14 protein-coding genes are annotated in these 15,889 nt (G+C 66.3%); 9 read left to right on the top strand and 5 right to left on the bottom strand.

Going from position 1 to position 15,889, the window contains the following annotated elements; genetic code table 11:
- The first annotated feature begins 22 nt into the window (after positions 1 to 22).
- The gene (locus tag AO501_RS33110; RefSeq protein ID WP_055581840.1) at positions 23 to 988 is read left to right on the top strand and encodes a GlxA family transcriptional regulator; all 966 of its coding nucleotides are present in this window, start codon (positions 23 to 25) and stop codon (positions 986 to 988) included.
- Here the strand turns inward: AO501_RS33110 and AO501_RS33105 are convergent.
- From AO501_RS33105 to AO501_RS33095, 3 genes are all read right to left on the bottom strand, one after another.
- Positions 985 to 2,964 (bottom strand): PE domain-containing protein, encoded by a 1,980-nt coding sequence (locus tag AO501_RS33105; RefSeq protein WP_055581784.1) that lies wholly within the window; start codon positions 2,962 to 2,964, stop codon positions 985 to 987. The genes AO501_RS33110 and AO501_RS33105 overlap by 4 nt on opposite strands.
- A 146-nt stretch (positions 2,965 to 3,110) precedes the next feature.
- Entirely contained in the window at positions 3,111 to 4,751 is a 1,641-nt protein-coding gene (locus AO501_RS33100) for a RecQ family ATP-dependent DNA helicase (RefSeq protein WP_055581783.1), read from the bottom strand.
- Positions 4,752 to 4,805: 54 nt separating this feature from the next.
- A complete protein-coding gene (locus AO501_RS33095) occupies positions 4,806 to 6,305 on the bottom strand; it encodes an amidase (protein WP_055581782.1) in 1,500 nt (499 codons plus the stop codon).
- A gap of 61 nt (positions 6,306 to 6,366) precedes the next feature.
- Here AO501_RS33095 and recO point away from each other — a divergent pair, with 61 nt between their 5' ends.
- The 3 genes from recO to AO501_RS33080 are packed head-to-tail and all read left to right on the top strand — an operon-like array spanning position 6,367 to position 8,457.
- The gene (gene recO / locus AO501_RS33090; RefSeq protein WP_055581781.1) at positions 6,367 to 7,164 is read left to right on the top strand and encodes a DNA repair protein RecO; all 798 of its coding nucleotides are present in this window, start codon (positions 6,367 to 6,369) and stop codon (positions 7,162 to 7,164) included.
- Positions 7,157 to 8,047: a decaprenyl diphosphate synthase gene (locus tag AO501_RS33085; protein ID WP_156452917.1), complete on the top strand. Its 891-nt coding sequence runs from the start codon at positions 7,157 to 7,159 to the stop codon at positions 8,045 to 8,047. Before recO ends, AO501_RS33085 begins: the two co-directional genes overlap by 8 nt.
- A complete protein-coding gene (locus tag AO501_RS33080) occupies positions 8,047 to 8,457 on the top strand; it encodes a hypothetical protein (RefSeq protein WP_055581779.1) in 411 nt (136 codons plus the stop codon). Before AO501_RS33085 ends, AO501_RS33080 begins: the two co-directional genes overlap by 1 nt.
- A 7-nt stretch (positions 8,458 to 8,464) precedes the next feature.
- Here AO501_RS33080 and AO501_RS33075 read toward each other — a convergent pair whose 3' ends face one another.
- Together AO501_RS33075 and AO501_RS33070 are read right to left on the bottom strand one after the other, a co-directional pair.
- On the bottom strand, positions 8,465 to 8,872 hold the full coding sequence (locus AO501_RS33075) for a Fur family transcriptional regulator (RefSeq protein WP_055581778.1): 408 nt from the start codon (positions 8,870 to 8,872) through the stop codon (positions 8,465 to 8,467).
- Positions 8,869 to 9,261 carry an ArsR/SmtB family transcription factor gene (locus AO501_RS33070; RefSeq protein ID WP_156452916.1) on the bottom strand — a complete coding sequence of 131 codons (393 nt, stop codon included), beginning with the start codon at positions 9,259 to 9,261 and terminating at the stop codon, positions 8,869 to 8,871. The genes AO501_RS33075 and AO501_RS33070 overlap by 4 nt, the downstream gene beginning before the upstream one ends.
- 172 nt (positions 9,262 to 9,433) lie before the next feature.
- On the opposite strand from AO501_RS33070, the gene AO501_RS33065 reads away from it, so the two are divergent.
- The 5 genes from AO501_RS33065 (at position 9,434) to AO501_RS33045 (ending at position 15,852) form a co-directional block, all read left to right on the top strand.
- A complete protein-coding gene (locus tag AO501_RS33065) occupies positions 9,434 to 10,849 on the top strand; it encodes a glycine--tRNA ligase (RefSeq protein ID WP_197420009.1) in 1,416 nt (471 codons plus the stop codon).
- 866 nt (positions 10,850 to 11,715) lie between these two features.
- Positions 11,716 to 12,894: a PPE family protein gene (locus AO501_RS33060; RefSeq protein ID WP_055581776.1), complete on the top strand. Its 1,179-nt coding sequence runs from the start codon at positions 11,716 to 11,718 to the stop codon at positions 12,892 to 12,894.
- A gap of 298 nt (positions 12,895 to 13,192) precedes the next feature.
- Positions 13,193 to 14,386 (top strand): PPE family protein, encoded by a 1,194-nt coding sequence (locus tag AO501_RS33055; RefSeq protein ID WP_055581775.1) that lies wholly within the window; start codon positions 13,193 to 13,195, stop codon positions 14,384 to 14,386.
- A 710-nt stretch (positions 14,387 to 15,096) separates the two neighbouring features.
- Complete coding sequence (locus AO501_RS33050; RefSeq protein WP_306237111.1) at positions 15,097 to 15,426, top strand: hypothetical protein; 330 nt, start codon at positions 15,097 to 15,099, stop codon at positions 15,424 to 15,426.
- Between the two features lie 129 nt (positions 15,427 to 15,555).
- Positions 15,556 to 15,852 carry a WXG100 family type VII secretion target gene (locus tag AO501_RS33045; protein WP_055581774.1) on the top strand — a complete coding sequence of 99 codons (297 nt, stop codon included), beginning with the start codon at positions 15,556 to 15,558 and terminating at the stop codon, positions 15,850 to 15,852.
- The last annotated feature ends 37 nt before the right edge of the window (positions 15,853 to 15,889 follow it).

Below are 15,889 nucleotides of genomic sequence, written 5' to 3'. Positions count from 1 at the left end.
TGCGACGGTATATTGCCAAGTCATGCACGCCGTCGCCGTCCTGGCTGAGCCGGACGTCATCGCGTTCGACCTGTCTATTGCAATAGAGACGTTCGGCCGAGTCCGGTTGGCGGACGGCGGACCTGGCTACCGCGTGCGGGTGTGCGGTGCGCAACGCGTTGTCCCCGCAGGGCCGATCGGGATCACCACCGATTTCGGGCTCGACGAGCTCACGACCGCCGACACCATCATCGTGCCGGGACGCAACGACGTCAGCGCCGCGGTTCGCGCCGATGTGGTGAGTGCCCTGAAGGCCGCCCATGGCAAGGGAATTCGGATAGCGTCGATCTGCAGCGGCGCGTTCACGCTGGCTGCCGCCGGGGTACTGGACGGCAGACGGGCGACCACGCACTGGATGGCGGCCGAATTGTTCGCGGCTGCCTACCCCGCCGTCCGGCTCGACGCCGACGCGCTGTATGTCGACGAAGGCCAGATCCTCACCTCGGCCGGCGCGTCCGCGGGCCTGGACCTGTGCCTGCACATGGTGGCGCGCGACTACGGCTCGGCAGTGGCTGCCGACGCCGCGCGGTTGGCGGTAGCCCCGTTACACCGGACCGGTGGGCAAGCTCAGTTCATCATCCGTAACCGGCGCGAAGCCAACACCGAACTCGACTCGGTCCTGGCCTGGATCGAGAACAACGCGCACCGGTCGCTGACGCTCGCCGACATCGCGCGCCATGCGTCCGCCAGTGTGCGGACACTGAACCGCAGCTTCAGGCGCGAGACCGGTCAGACGCCCATGCAGTGGGTCAACGGGGTGCGGATCCGCCACGCCCAGGAACTACTCGAAGCGACCGACGACGGCGTCGAAACCATCGCTCGCCGAGTGGGATTCGCCTCGGCGGCCAACTTTCGCGAACAGTTCCGCAGGGTATCCGGCGTCGCCCCACTGAGTTACCGCACCACGTTTCGGGAGCAGCGGGGTGCGGCGGACTCAGCGGCTTGCTAGTCGAGGAACGGGTTCAGTATCGGCGGGATGATCTGGTTGCCGGTCACACCGGTGAGCCGGACGAAGACCTGTGCGGGGATGTTCAGTGCCTGATAGACGCCGGCGCCCAGCCATGAGACCGGTGCCTGCAGGAAGCTGGGCACCGAGTCGACGATGTTCTGTATCGGGTCGAATACCAGGTAGGGGATGGTGGCGGCGACGGTGCGCGCGTCCAGGTTGTAGTTGGTGATGGGGTCTGGGTAGCCCTGGGCGCCGAAATCGGCACTGACCACACTGAACAGGTTCGCGCCAGGATTGACGTAGAAGGGGTCGAAGCCGGAGGACGTGATGGGCGCACCCTGCATGTACGACGGCGGAGTGAGCCCGAACTGGTCGAGAATCGTCGGCGTGGTGCTCACGATCTGCCACGAGTTGTTGATCAGCCCATTCTGACTGGGAAGTACAGAACCGGCCTGGTCCCAGATGAGGAATGTGGCTGTCTCATAAGGTGATTGGAAGCCGTGGCCGCGGTTGAACTGGTTGGGGTCGATGTGGCCGTGGTCGGTGACCATGAGCACATCCCAGTTCTCGTTGTTGGCGAGTTCCCAATTGGATACCGCCCCCAGCAGGCCACTGCCGGTATTCGGGTTCACGCCGTCGCCGTAGTGGCCGAGGTTGGCGTCCATGTTCCGGAGAGCCGCGGCGTACTCGGGCGAGGCGCCGCCGTACGCATGGCCCACTTCGTCGACACCGACGAAGTACGAGAAGATGAAGTTGCCCTTGTTCTTGTCGGCGACCGATATCGCGTTCTGGCTCAGCGTGCCGACCTCGTTGTTCGATGCGAACCAGAGCGGGTCGTTCGCCGAGTGTCCGACGAAGGTGATCTTGTCGGCGGGGAACGCACCGGCGCCGGCGATGTCGGTGATCACCGGCCAGTTGGCGATCACCGTGGTGTCGATGCTGTTGCCGTAAGCGGCTTCCAGGTAGTTGTACACCGTCGGCCAACTGTCGTATGTCCACGGCGTGAAGACGTTGTTGGTGACGCCGGCAGTCTCGCTCCACACACCGGTCTGCATCGTTGTCCACGACGGGTTGGAGACGCTGGTGTGCCCGACGATCGTCGACGCCGAGGTGACGCCTTGGGACATGAATTCGCGGAAGTTCACGTTGAGTGGGTCGGCCAGCACTCTGCTCAGATTGGTGCCGTCGGTGCCGATCAACAGGAAGTTTCTGTCCGGCGCCAACATCTGCAGGATGTTGGCCTCGTCCGGAGTGACCATGTTGAGGTAAATGCCGGGCTGGCCGGGAGCGCCTGGGTTGCCGAAGGGGGACAGAGACCAGCCGCCGATGCCGCCGGTCCCCGCTGGGACGAATACACCGCCATAGCCTCCGGTGCCGCCGACCCCGCCATTACCCCATAACAACCCACCCGTGCCGCCGGCACCGCCGGTCCCGGTCCGGAAGCCGCCGGTACCACCGGCCCCACCGTTGCCGATCAGGCCCGCGTTGCCGCCGCGTCCACCGGTCTGGCCTGCCAGCCCGGCCGAGCCGCCGGCGCCGCCGTTACCCCAGAGGATTCCGCCGTCCCCGCCGGCCTGTCCGGTGCCGGGTGTGCCGTTGTATCCGTCGCCGATCAACGGACGGCCGAGGAAGAGGTTCGTCGGCGTGTTGATCACGTCCAGGACCCCGTTGACGACGGGCTGCAACGGACCGGCGTTGATCACCTCCGCGGCCGCGTACGCCCCGCTGGCCGCGTTCACCGCGAGCACGAACTCCTCGTGGAACGCTGCCACCTGCTTACTGAGCGCCTGGTAGTCCAGAGCGTGGCCGGAGAACAGCGAAGCGATCGCCTCTGATACCTCGTCCGCGGCAGCAGCTGCCAGCGTGCTGGTCGGAGCCAGTGCCGACAGGCTGGCCGCCCGGATCGATGAGCCGATGCCCGCAGCTTCTGCCGCCGCAAACGTCAACACATCCGGTGCAGCGATCAGATACGACATCGTTGTCCTCCAACCCGTTGAATTGTCAACCACCGGAACACGGGGCGCTGCCCATAATTACACGCTTCCAACACGTTTGACCCGGAGAAACGAAAGATTTGTGAATGACATGAACCGGCGAGCCGCCGAGGGTGTCAGATGCGCCCTCAGCCGCTGCCGCCTGCGACCTTCAGCAGACCTTTCTCACGCACCGCGGCCATCGACAGAGTCCGGTACCCGAACTCGTCGAAAAGGACGGTGACACGTTCGCGGTCGCCGCCGATGACCAGTCCCGGACCCCATTGGGAATGCCGCACGGCGGTCCCGACGTGGTACGCCGGCCGCTCGGTCCTGACTTCGTCCGGTTGCCCGGCCGCCAGGCACCGGTCGCAGTTGCCGCACGGGTCGTCCAGGTATTCGCCGAAATAGGAGAGTAGGGAAACCCTTCGACACGAATAGGTTTCGGCGTAGCCCCGCATCATCTCGACCCGGCTGAGGTCAACGCGCTCACGCAGTTCCATCACCTCCGTGGTTGCGGCGATGACCGCGTCAGGCGATGCCGTCGCCCGCACGAAGCCGCTCCGCGTGGAGCGCACCGCGCCCGCCTCTTCAAGGATGTTGACCGCGCTCGTCAGTCGGCGGCCAGGCACGGCCAACGCGCCGCGCAGGTCTTTCAGTTTCGTCGGCTGCACCGGGTCCAGCACCCCGAACACCGCCCGGAGCAACTGCTCGTCCGGTCGGCCGGCGGTGAAAAATCGCGCCAGGCCTAGGTCTTCGGGCCGATAGAACAGCAGAGCGTGGGCGTCCTCGCCGTCCCTGCCGGCCCGGCCGATCTGCTGGTAGTAACTGTCCAGAGAGTCCGGAGTCGACGCATGGGCGACGAACCGCACGTTGGGTTTGTCGATGCCCATCCCGAACGCCGACGTCGCCACCACTACCTCATAGGTGTCATCGCGAAAACCGGCGTGTACCTCCTCGCGCTGCGCCGCGGACATGCCCGCGTGGTAGCACGCCGCGGCAATGCCCTTCTCGCGCAGACTTTCCGCATAGGACTCGGCATCGCTGCGGGTGGCGGTGTACAGCAGGCCGGGGCCAGGTAGCGCCGCGACCCAGTCGATCACTGCGGAGCGCTTGTTCTCCTCGTCGAGGTACCGTTCGACGATCAGACGCAGGTTGGGCCGGTCGAAACCGGCGATGACGACGGTGGGTTCGCGTAGTCCCAGCCGCCCGACGATGTCCCGTCGCACCACCACCGACGCGGTCGCCGTCAGGGCGGCAACCGGAATCGATTGTCCCAGTTGACGAAAGACATCGGCGAGCCGCCGGTAGTCCGGGCGGAAGTCGTGGCCCCACGCGGACACGCAGTGCGCTTCGTCGACGACACACAGCGACAGCCGCGCCCGGCGCAATCGGTCGACCACGTCATCGTTGGCCAACTGTTCGGGCGAGATGAAAACGAAGTCCGCACTGCCGTTCTCGATGGCCTGCCACGCTCGACGGCGCTCGGCGGCGCGCAGCGCGGAGTTGACCGCCACCGCCGTTCCCGCATCGCTCTCCTCGATCGCGGCGATCTGATCCTTCTGCAACGCGAGCAGCGGCGAGACCACCAGTGTCACACCGTCGGTGAGCAGGGAAGGGATCTGGTAGATAGCCGACTTCCCGGAGCCGGTCGGCATGACGGCGAGCAGATCCCGACCGTGCAGTACCGCCCGCATCGCCGCCCGCTGATGATCGGTGAGCTCGTCCCAGCCGAAGTGACTGCGGGCAACCGCGTCGAGTTCGCCGGTGTCGCCTGCCGATCGATCCATCGCGGTCAATTACCCCACGGGGCAATCGCCAAACCCGAAGCGGTGTCGACGGTTTCAGGCGCGCGGCTCCGGCACGCTGTGCAGCGGGGGAGTGCTGTTGCCGGTGTTCCACCAGACCTTGGGTTGTTTCGACGCCCAGCCGCTGAACGCCTCCAGTTCGGCGGCCAGTGAGATCAGCATGCCCTCACTGTTGGCCGGGCCCATCAGCTGCACGCCGATCGGCAGTCCGTCGGAGGTGAAACCTGCCGGAACGTTGATGGACGGCCAGCCCAATACGTTCCACGGCCACGCGTACGGGCAGGCGGCGATGACGGCCCGGTCAGTGGCGATGCCGCTCAACCGGTCGAAGGCCCGCGCCAGCGGCGGTGGCTGCGCGGTGGTCGGCGCCAGCACCACGTCGACGATGTTGAAAATCGATCCGACCCGGCGCTGATCGGCGGCCTCGTGGCGGCGCGCGGTGCGCAGGGTCGCCTGGGAGAGCATGTGGCCGGTGCGCATGTTGGACAGCGTGCGGGGGTCCCAGTTGACGTTCTCGCCGAGTCGTTCTCCCCAGTCCCACAGCCCGGACATCGATCGGGCCAGGAAATCCCACGACAGCCGCACCCCGTAGTCCGGGTTGCCCTTGACCACGGTATGGCCGAGCAGTTCGAGTTGCTCGCCCACCTTCTGGATGGCGGCCAGGATCTCGGGATGCAGCTTGGCCCGGAAGAACGTGTACGGGATGCCGGTCGACAACGCGATCCGCAGCGGACCGGGCGCGATGCCGACGTAGTCGGACGCCGTGAGCGGGGGCGGCTTGTGCAGGTCGCCCTCGACGTTGCCGGACGCCGCGTCCAGGACGAGCGCCGCGTCGGCGACCGTACGGGCCAGCACACCGTTGACCGTGATGCCGTTGAACGACTCGGGCTCCGGCCAGGTGGAGATGCGTCCGCGTTGCGGCTTGATACCCACCAGATGCGTCCACGCCGCCGGGATGCGCACACTGCCGGCGCCGTCGGAGCCGATCGCCGCGGTCACCAGGCCCGCGGCAACCGCGGCCGCGCTCCCGCCCGACGACCCTCCCGGGGTGTGCCGGCGCGCCCAGGGGTTGCGGGTATGTCCGAAACCCGGCCCGCTGGTGAACGGCCACTGTCCCAGCTCGCAGGTGTTGGTCTTGCCGACGATGACCGCGCCGGCCGCCTTGAGGCGGCGCACCACCTCGCTGTCTGCGGTGGCGGGCCGGACGTAGCCGTCGGTGCCGTACGCGGTGGGGACACCGGCAATGTCGACGTCGTCCTTCACCGCGATCGGGATGCCCAGCAGCGGTGCCGTGTCGCCGGCGGCGCGGCGCCGGTCGGCCGCCGCCGCGTCGGCCAGGGCCGACTCGGTGAGCACCACCCGGAACGCGTTCAGTGTTGACTGGCTCACATCGATGGCATGGAGGGAGCGGCGGACCAGCTGGGCAGCCGTGACCTTCCTGGTCGCGAGCTGGTACAGCAGGTCGGTTAACGTGGGCAAGCGCCGGTTGTCGGAGCCGGAATCGACCCCGGAAACTGACCCAGAAGCGCTGACCACGGGGTACGAGACTATCGGCGCGGATACCCGCGATGTCGCGGCGGGGTGCAAAACTATTGTGATGCGGCTGTATCGAGACCGGGCTGTTGTGCTGCGTCAGCACAAGCTCGGAGAAGCCGACCGGATCGTCACCCTGCTGACCCGTGATCATGGGCTGGTCCGTGCGGTGGCCAAGGGGGTGCGGCGCACCCGCAGCAAATTCGGCGCGCGGTTGGAGCCGTTCGCACACATCGACGCGCAGCTGCACCCGGGCCGCAACCTCGACATCGTCACCCAGGTCGTCTCGATCGATGCGTTCGCCACCGACATCGTCAACGACTACGGCCGCTACACCTGTGGCTGCGCGATGCTGGAAACCGCCGAACGTCTGGCCGGCGAGGAGCGGGCGCCCGCGCCGGTGCTGCACCGGCTCACGGTAAGCGCGCTGCGGGCGGTCGCGGACGGGCGCCGCCCCCGCGAGTTGCTGCTGGACGCCTACCTTCTGCGCGCCATGGGCACCGCCGGATGGGCGCCGGCCCTGACCGAGTGCGCCCGCTGCGCGACCCCCGGTCCGCATCGCGCGTTCCACATTGCCGCCGGAGGCAGCGTCTGCGCGCACTGCCGTCCGGCCGGAGCCACCACCCCGCCGTTGGGCGTGCTGGATCTGATGTCGGCTTTGCACGACGGTGACTGGGAGGCTGCCGAGCAGTCCCCGCCGTCGCATCGCAGCTACGTCAGCGGACTGGTGGCCGCGCACCTGCAATGGCATCTGGAGCGGCAACTCAAAACGTTGCCGTTGGTGGAGCGGGTGTACCAGGTTGATCGCACGGTCGCCGAACGCCGGGCCGGGCTGATCGGGCAGGATGCCGAGTGTGGCTAAAAAGGCCGACCGACTGAAGTCCTCCGACTTCCCGCAGCTACCTCCGGCGCCCGACGACTACCCGGTCTTCCCCGACACGTCGACCTGGCCCGTGGTCTTCCCCGACCTGCCGCCGGCGCCGGGCGGGGGACCGCGCCGGCCTCCGCAGCACATATCGAAGGCGGTCGCACCGCGCATCCCGGCCGCTCAGCTGCCCAATCACGTCGCCATAGTGATGGACGGCAACGGCCGCTGGGCCACCCAGCGCGGCCTGCGCCGCACCGAGGGGCACAAGATGGGCGAAGCGGTGGTGATCGACATCGCTTGTGGCGCAGTCGAAATCGGGATCAAATGGCTGAGCCTGTATGCCTTCTCCACGGAGAACTGGAAGCGGTCGGCCGAAGAGGTCAAGTTTTTGATGGGCTTCAACCGTGACGTGGTGCGGCGACGGCGCGACATCCTGAACCAGATGGGCGTCAAGATCCGTTGGGTGGGCTCCGCGCCGCGACTGTGGCGCAGCGTCATCAACGAACTGGCCGTCGCGGAGGAAGTGACGAAGAACAACGACGTCATCACCATCAATTACTGCGTCAACTACGGGGGCCGCACGGAAATCGCGGAGGCGGCCCGGAGAATCGCCGTCGAGGCCGCGGCCGGCCGGCTCAACCCGGAGCGTGTCAACGAGTCGACGATCTCCCGTCACATGCAGCGACCGGACATCCCCGATGTGGACCTGTTCCTGCGGACGTCGGGCGAGCACCGGTCCAGCAACTTCATGCTGTGGCAGGCCGCCTACGCCGAATACGTCTTCCAGGACAAGCTGTGGCCCGACTACGACCGGCGCGATCTGTGGGCGGCCTGCGAGGAGTACGCGTCGCGCAACCGACGGTTTGGGAGCGCCTGATGACACCTCTGCACGATCGGTTGGCGGCGATACTCGGCAAGATCGTCTCAGTGGAGTCCGAGCCGGACGGAGCGCTCACGCTCCGCCACGACGGCACGTTCGCTTCGCTGCGGGTGGTGCGCATCGTCGAGGACCTCGACCTGATGTCGCTGACCCAGGTGCTGGCCTGGGATCTGCCGTTGACCAAGAAGGTCCGCGACCAGGTGGCCGCCCAGGCGCGAGAGGTCAACTTCGGCTCGCTGACTCTGCTGGAGAAGACCCCCGCCAAGGGCGGCAGGACCGCCAAGACCGGTGACGTGATGCTCCGTTACAACTTTCCCGGCGCCGGCCTCACCGACGACGCCCTGCGCACCCTCATCCTGTTGGTGCTGGACACCGGTGCGCGGATCCGGAGCGAGCTGACCGCTTAGCGAGCGCTCAACCGTTGCGCCTGCAATCCGAGCACGTGCCGAAGATCTCGATGGTGTGGCTGACTTCCGAATATCCGTACTTGGCCGCCACCTCGGCCGCCCAGGACTCGACCTCATGGTCGCCGACCTCGATGGTCGAGCCACAGCTGCGGCACACCAGATGGTGATGGTGGTGATCCGAGCACCTGCGGTAGACGGATTCTCCGGTGTCGGTGCGCAGGGTGTCGACCATGCCGGCCGCGGCCATCGACTGCAGCGTGCGATACACAGTGGTCAGGCCGATGTTCTCGCCGCGACGCCGCAGCTCGTCATGCAGTTCCTGGGCCGAGCGGAACTCGTCGAGCGTTTCCAGCAGCGTGGAAATGGCCGCGCGCTGACGCGTGGAACGGACGGTGGTTCCTTCGCTGGAGGTCACGGCGCGTCCTCACCCGCGTGCGCCACCGCGTCCACCACGATATGGGCCAGGTGATGGTCGGCAAGCCGGTACATCACCTCACGGCCGGACCGCTCCCCGGAAACCACCCCGGCCGCCTTCAGGATCTTCAGATGCTGGCTGACCAACGGCTGCGGCACCCCCAACGCGTCGACCAGTTCGTGCACGCAGCGCTGGGACTCGCGCAATTGCAGCACGATCGCGATGCGCACCGGCGCGGCCAGCGCACGCAGCAACTCACCGGCGGCGTCCAGAATCTCGCGCGGCGGCGGCGTCGGGTACGCGGGGTGCGCAGCGACGCCGTCAGCGCTGTGCTCGTGATGACCGGCCAGTTCGTCATCAGCGGCGGTAGGGGTCGACGGCGATGTCACCGTGTCGAGTCACCACCTTTGGAGTTCGAAGCATTGGGGCCGATGCGCGGGTCCGGTCGAGCCAGCCCCGACTGCCCTCCACTGTCACATGCATGATGATGCATGTCAAAGACCTGACGTCGATCGCTACCATGACGGATGATCTGCGGGCAGCGGTCGTCGCTGCCCGTGTCTGCCGAGTCCCCGGAAGGGAGCGCACACCCCCGTGGCGTCCGTTATCGAAACCGTAGTCAACCTGGCCAAGCGGCGCGGCTTCGTCTTCCCCTCGGGAGAGATCTACGGGGGCACCAAGTCGGCCTGGGATTACGGCCCGCTGGGCGTGGAGCTCAAGGAGAACATCAAAAGGCAGTGGTGGCGCTCGGTCGTCACCGGCCGGGACGACGTCGTCGGACTCGACTCCTCGATCATCCTGCCGCGCGAGGTGTGGGTGGCCTCCGGCCACGTCGAGGTTTTCAACGACCCGCTGGTGGAGTGCCTGAACTGCCACAAGCGGCATCGGCAGGACCATATGCAAGAGGCGTACGCGGCAAAAAAGGGCGGTGATCCCGACTCAGTGCCGATGTCTGAGATCGTGTGCCCGGATTGCGGTACCAAGGGCCAGTGGACCGAACCGCGCGAGTTCAACATGATGCTCAAGACGTACCTGGGCCCCATCGAGACCGAGGAAGGGCTGCACTATCTGCGCCCCGAAACCGCGCAGGGCATCTTCGTCAACTTCGCCAACGTCATGACGACCTCCCGGAAGAAACCGCCATTCGGTATCGGGCAGATCGGCAAGAGCTTCCGCAACGAGATCACCCCGGGCAACTTCATCTTCCGCACCCGCGAGTTCGAGCAGATGGAGATGGAGTTCTTCGTCGAGCCGTCCACCGCCAAGGAATGGCACCAGTACTGGATCGACACCCGGCGCCAGTGGTACGTCGACCTCGGCATCGATCCGGAGAACCTGCGACTGTACGAGCACCCCAAGGAGAAGTTGTCGCACTACTCCGACCGCACCGTCGACATCGAGTACAAGTTCGGTTTCCAGGGCAACCCGTGGGGTGAGCTGGAGGGCGTCGCAAACCGTACGGACTTCGACTTGTCCACGCACAGCAAGCATTCCGGAACAGAGCTGTCGTTTTTCGACCAGGCCACCGACACTCGCTACACGCCGTATGTCATCGAACCCGCGGCGGGCCTGACCCGGTCGTTCATGGCGTTTCTGATCGATGCCTACACCGAGGACGAGGCGCCCAACGCCAAGGGCGGCGTGGACAAGCGTGCGGTGCTGAGACTGGACACCCGGCTGGCGCCGGTCAAGGCGGCGGTGCTGCCACTGTCCCGCCATGCCGACCTGAGTCCGAAGGCCCGCGACCTGGCCGCCGAGCTACGCAAATCCTGGAACATCGAGTTCGACGACGCCGGAGCGATCGGCCGGCGCTACCGTCGCCAGGACGAGATCGGCACGCCCTACTGCGTGACGTTGGACTTCGACTCGCTCGAGGACAACGCCGTGACGGTGCGCGAGCGCGACGCCATGACGCAGGAGCGGGTGGGGATCGACAATGTCGCCGACTATCTGGCTGTGCGGCTCAAGGGCGGTTAACGGCGAATCTGCCCGTTGACCGGGGCAACCTCGCTTTCGGCATTCCGGCTGCGCCCGGCATTTCGAATTCTTCGACCCCGGCAATTCCAGCGGCGGCAGCGTCGACTTCTCTGATCGCAGACCCGCGTCGGTAACTCGCAGAGCCGTCGACATCGGATTTCTCCAAGCGGAGGTAGCCATTCCGGAGCCGCTGACGCGGGTAATTCGGGACCGGCGTCGGTAAAAGTTTGCGGTACCCGTACCAGCGCCCGTGGCGCCCGCGACCTCGCGCCGGAGCAGTCGGTCCGGCGAGCCGAGCGGGGGTCCGGCCCAGCGCCCCTCAGGGCCGGCACCGGCACCTTCCGCTCGGGTCACTATTGCCAATCGGGCAGCGTTAATTGTGGTTGGCAGAACTCGGGATTCGGTACTCCGGGCAGGTGTGGCCACCTTCGGTGCGCCCAACCCCGGCGACGCGGAATGGCCAACACGTCCGAACGTGGGTCCTCTCAGCGCGGGCGTGGCGAATTCCGGAATTTCCGTGTTCGGAACCGGGAGTTCGGGGTTGCAAATTCCGGGTATCGGGGTCCTCAGAATTTTCAATGCGCCCTGCCGAACCCGCCCGCGGACGTTTCTCGGAACGGCATTTCAGTGCTTTATCGCCGGTAGGATTCCAGAATTATATTGCAGTGCTGCTGTCGAATTGATGGACAGGGGCTGGGCAGGCGTCCGGCCCAGCCCGGCTGGACCCGGTCTTATCAAATTCATCAAGACAATTTTCGCGAAACTACAGACTTTTTCTGTGATCTGGCTTACGATCCGCCCAGGGCTGGTTCGCGTCGCGAGCCGCCCGTGACTAGTCGGATCGGTTGGCTGGGGTTGGGGTTGCGATGATTTGGGACTTTGCGTGGTTGCCGCCGGAGATCAACTCAATGCGGATCTTCGCTGGTGCGGGGCCGGGTTCGCTGCATTCGGCGGCGTCGGCCTGGGAGGGCTTGGCGGCGGATCTCGCCGCGTCGGCGTCTTCGTTCAATTCGGTGATCCTGGGTCTGACCAGTGGGCCGTGGGCGGGACCGGCGTCGGCGTCGATGGCGGCCGCGGCACTGCCGTATGTGGACTGGATGACGGCGGCCGCCGGCCAGGCGGACGCGGCGGCGAGTTTGGCGCGGACGGCGGCCTCTGCGTTCGAGGGTGCCTTGACGGCGACGGTGCACCCCGCGCTCGTGGAGGCCAACCGCACATCGCTGACAACGCTGATCAACACGAACTTCCTCGGGCTGAACACGCCGGCCATTTTCGCCAACGAGTTCGACTACGTGGAGATGTGGGCTCAGGATGTGGCTGCGATGCTCGGCTACCACGGGGGTGCGACCGCGGTGGCCGAGAGCCTGACCCCGTTCGCTATTCCGCCGTTTGACCTGGCCGGCCTGGCGTCCAACGTCAGTGCGCAGGTCGCCGGGGTGGCGACCACCGCGTCGGCCGCAGTCAGCCCCGTGGTGGAGGGCGCCGTGGCCGCGGGTGCCGGTTTGGCAACGGGAGCGCAGGCGCTCGCGGCGGGATTGCCGATCCAGACGTTGTCCTCGGTGGCACAGCTGGGTGCCATGCCCGCCAGCATGTTGATCGGACCGCTGATGCAAGCGGGACAGTCAGCCACCAGCACGGCCGGTCTGGCCGGCGCAACGGCGGCCGCCGATCTCGCGGACGTTCCGAAGTTCGTCGGCGACATCGCGCCGGCCGCAAAGGGCCTGGGCGGTGCCGCGCTCGGCGCCGGAATGGCGGGCGACTTGGGCAAGGCGCACCTGGTAGGCGCGATGTCCGTGCCGCCCACCTGGCAGGGTTCGGTCCCCAAGGGAATGGGCAGCTCGGCGATGGCCGGGCTGGGTGCGATGCCGAATCCGGCAGCGATGGCACAGGCCGCCGGCGGCGGTGGCATGCCGATGATGCCCATGCCGATGGGTATGGGCGGCGGCGGAGGAGGTATGCCCGGCGGCATGATGGGCCGCGGCGGTGCCAGCCCGCACGTGGTGCAGAACCGGCCCAGTGTGATCCCACGGACGGGCGTCGGATAACAGCGAAATTTGTCCGGACCCGGCTTGAATTCATTAGCAGCATCGGCGTCAGCTGGGCCTGAAGGTCCGGCGGCCGGACGGTTTTGGTGTCCGGGCCCGGTCAGAAAGCGAATACACTAAGCGAGTAACTAAAGCCGCCTCCGCGCGTGAATACCAAAAGCAGCCAGTTTGGCCAAACTCCACACTGCTGCTGGAGGATTGTTTTACGATCTGTAGGGGCGGGCTCGCAGGTTGGGGCAGTAGTGATGGTTGATGCAGTGATGGAGCCGTTGAAGCGGCTGGCTGATTTGGGGATGCGATGATTTTGGACTTTGCGTGGTTGCCGCCGGAGATCAACTCTTTGCGGATTTTCAGCGGAGCCGGACCGGGTCCCCTACACGCGGCCGCGGCAGCCTGGGAGAGCCTGGCGGCGGATCTGGCGGCGTCAGCATCGTCGTTCAACTCGGTGATCGTGGGTCTCACCAGCGGACCGTGGGCGGGACCGGCATCGGCGGCGATGGCGGCCGCGGCGTTGCCGTATGTGGACTGGATGTCGGCCGCGGCCGGCCAGGCGGACGCTGCGGGGTTGCAGGCGCGTGCGGCCGCATCGGCGTTCGAGGGTGCGTTGACGGGGACGGTCCACCCGGCGGTGGTGGAGGCCAACCGGATCTCGCTGATGACTTTGATTGCGACGAACTTCCTGGGGCTGAACACCCCGGCGATTTTCGCCAATGAGTTCGACTACGTGGAGATGTGGGCCCAGGATGTGGCCGCGATGCTCGGGTATCACGGCGGTGCGACCGCGGTGGCCGAGAGTCTGACCCCGTTCTCTCTTCCGCCGATGGACCTGGCCGGCCTGGCCGCCAACGTCGGTGCTCAGTTCACCGGGCTGGCGACCTCGGCTTCGGCCGCGGTGAGCCCGGCGCTGCAAGGTGTGGTGGCGGCGGCTCCCGGCATGGTGGCAGGTGTGCAGTCGGCCGCGGCGGCGTTACCGATCCAGTCGCTCTCGTCGGTGGCACAGCTGGGTGCCATGCCCGCCAGCATGCTGATCGGTCCGCTGATGCAGGCGGGTACCTCGGCTTCCAGCACCGCCGGACTGGCCGGTGCGTCGACGGCCGCCGGGCTGGTGGACGCGCCGAAGTTCGTCGGTGACGTCAATCCGATGAAGGGTCTGGGTGGCGGCGGGGCCGCTCTCGGTGGCGGGATGTCGGCCGGCCTGGGCAACGCGCGTCTGGTCGGCTCGATGTCGGTGCCGCCGACCTGGCAGGGTTCGGTTCCCAAGGGAATGGCCACCGGCGCGATGTCGGGGTTGGGCGCAAACGCCGCCGAGATGGCGCAGGCGGCTGGAGCCGCGGGCATGGGCGCCGGCGGCGGCATGCCGATGATGCCGATGCCGATGGGCGCCGGCGGTGCTGGAGGGGGCATGCCCGGCGGCATGCTGGGCCGCGGCGGCGCAAGTCCGCATGTGGTGCAGAACCGGCCGAGCGTGATCCCGCGGACCGGCGTCGGATAAACCAGTCGATCGTAAGCGCGGGTGACGCACGGGGGTTGCGTCGCCCGCGCTTTTTTTTGCGAACCGATGCCTGGGGCGCTGACCAACAAAAAGCGATGGTCGCCGGATTAGGTGGTCGATACGGGGATCGCGTTTCTGAGCCACGCTCAGGAATATGCGACTCCGTTAATAGTTTTTCGTATGCCCTTGTCAATCCAATTGACAAGGCGCCGCATTCGAATACCTGCGCCGCTTCCGGTGAACGGTGTGATCAAAGGGCCGAACGGTACGGCAGTCCGGCGGCGCGGCACTACCGCGCGAAAGCCGTGCGACCGGGCCGCTCGTCACGAGTCGCCTTAGCCGTACCGGCATTGAAACCGGCCGTGTCTGCCGTGACGGTGTCGTTGGCGGTCAACGGCATTCGATATCGCCAAACCGGGCGCCGTTGCCACTGTCCGAAAGCGCCACGCGGCCCCGTTCCGTCCGCTGCCGGCCGCGGCCGGGTGGCTCCTGGACCGCTTCGGCTCACCAGGATGTCAAGGCGGCGGGTGTCGGTGGTGGGCGGTCAAACCCTGCTGGTGGGGGCGTAGACACCCGATAGAGCGCTCTAGCGACGGTGAAATCTCGGATTTCGCCCATATTTGTTGCGAGATTGTCTTACGATGCTGGTGCTCGGTGGTGTGTACTTACATGGAGCAAGAAGATGAGATCGGCACTGAAAGGGGACAGGCGTGCTATTGCCTCTAGGTCCGCCCTTGCCGCCCGATTCTGTGGCGGCGAAACGGGGCGAGTCGGGGATGCTGGGCGGACTGACGGTTCCGCTGAGCTGGGGTACGGCTGTTCCACCAGACGACTACGACCACTGGGCGAAGGAGTCTGAATCAGGTGTCGAGGACGTCGTCGTGGTGCCAGGTGCGGTCGATCCGGAACCGATCGAACCGGCCAACGACGAGTGGGATGAATGGGCGGAGTGGAAACAGTGGGAAGCGGAAAACGCCGAACCACGTTTCGAGATGCCACGCGGAAGCAGCGTGGTCCCGCATTCGCCGGCAGCCGGATGAGAGAAAGGGAAAGACTGTCGATGTTTACGGGTGATTAGCGGATCCGGAAAGTCCGGACCCGGTGATCACATCAATCAAACTGGTTGAGTTTTTAGCAACACATCCACGAACCCAAAGGAGATAGCCAAGATGGCAACTCGTTTTATGACCGACCCGCACGCTATGCGGGCCATGGCGGGCCGTTTCGAGACGCACGCCCAGACCGTTGAGGACGAGGCCCGTCGTATGTGGGCGTCCTCGCAGAACATCGCCGGCGCCGGCTGGAGCGGTATGGCTCAGGCGACCTCGCTGGACACGATGGGCCAGATGAACCAGGCCTTCCGCAACATTGTGAACATGCTGCACGGAGTGCGTGACGGACTGATCCGCGACGCGAACAACTACGAGCAGCAAGAGCAGGCTTCGCAGCAGATCCTCAGCAGCTAGCCCGATGGCGGCGAAAGCCGCTGCAGCTTAAAAACTT

Source organism: Mycobacterium gordonae (assembly GCF_001417955.2).
GTDB classification, from domain to species: Bacteria; Actinomycetota; Actinomycetes; order Mycobacteriales; family Mycobacteriaceae; genus Mycobacterium; species Mycobacterium gordonae_B.
The sequence above is the reverse complement of the archived record's forward strand: the minus strand, read 5'-3'. Positions and strand labels throughout refer to the sequence as shown.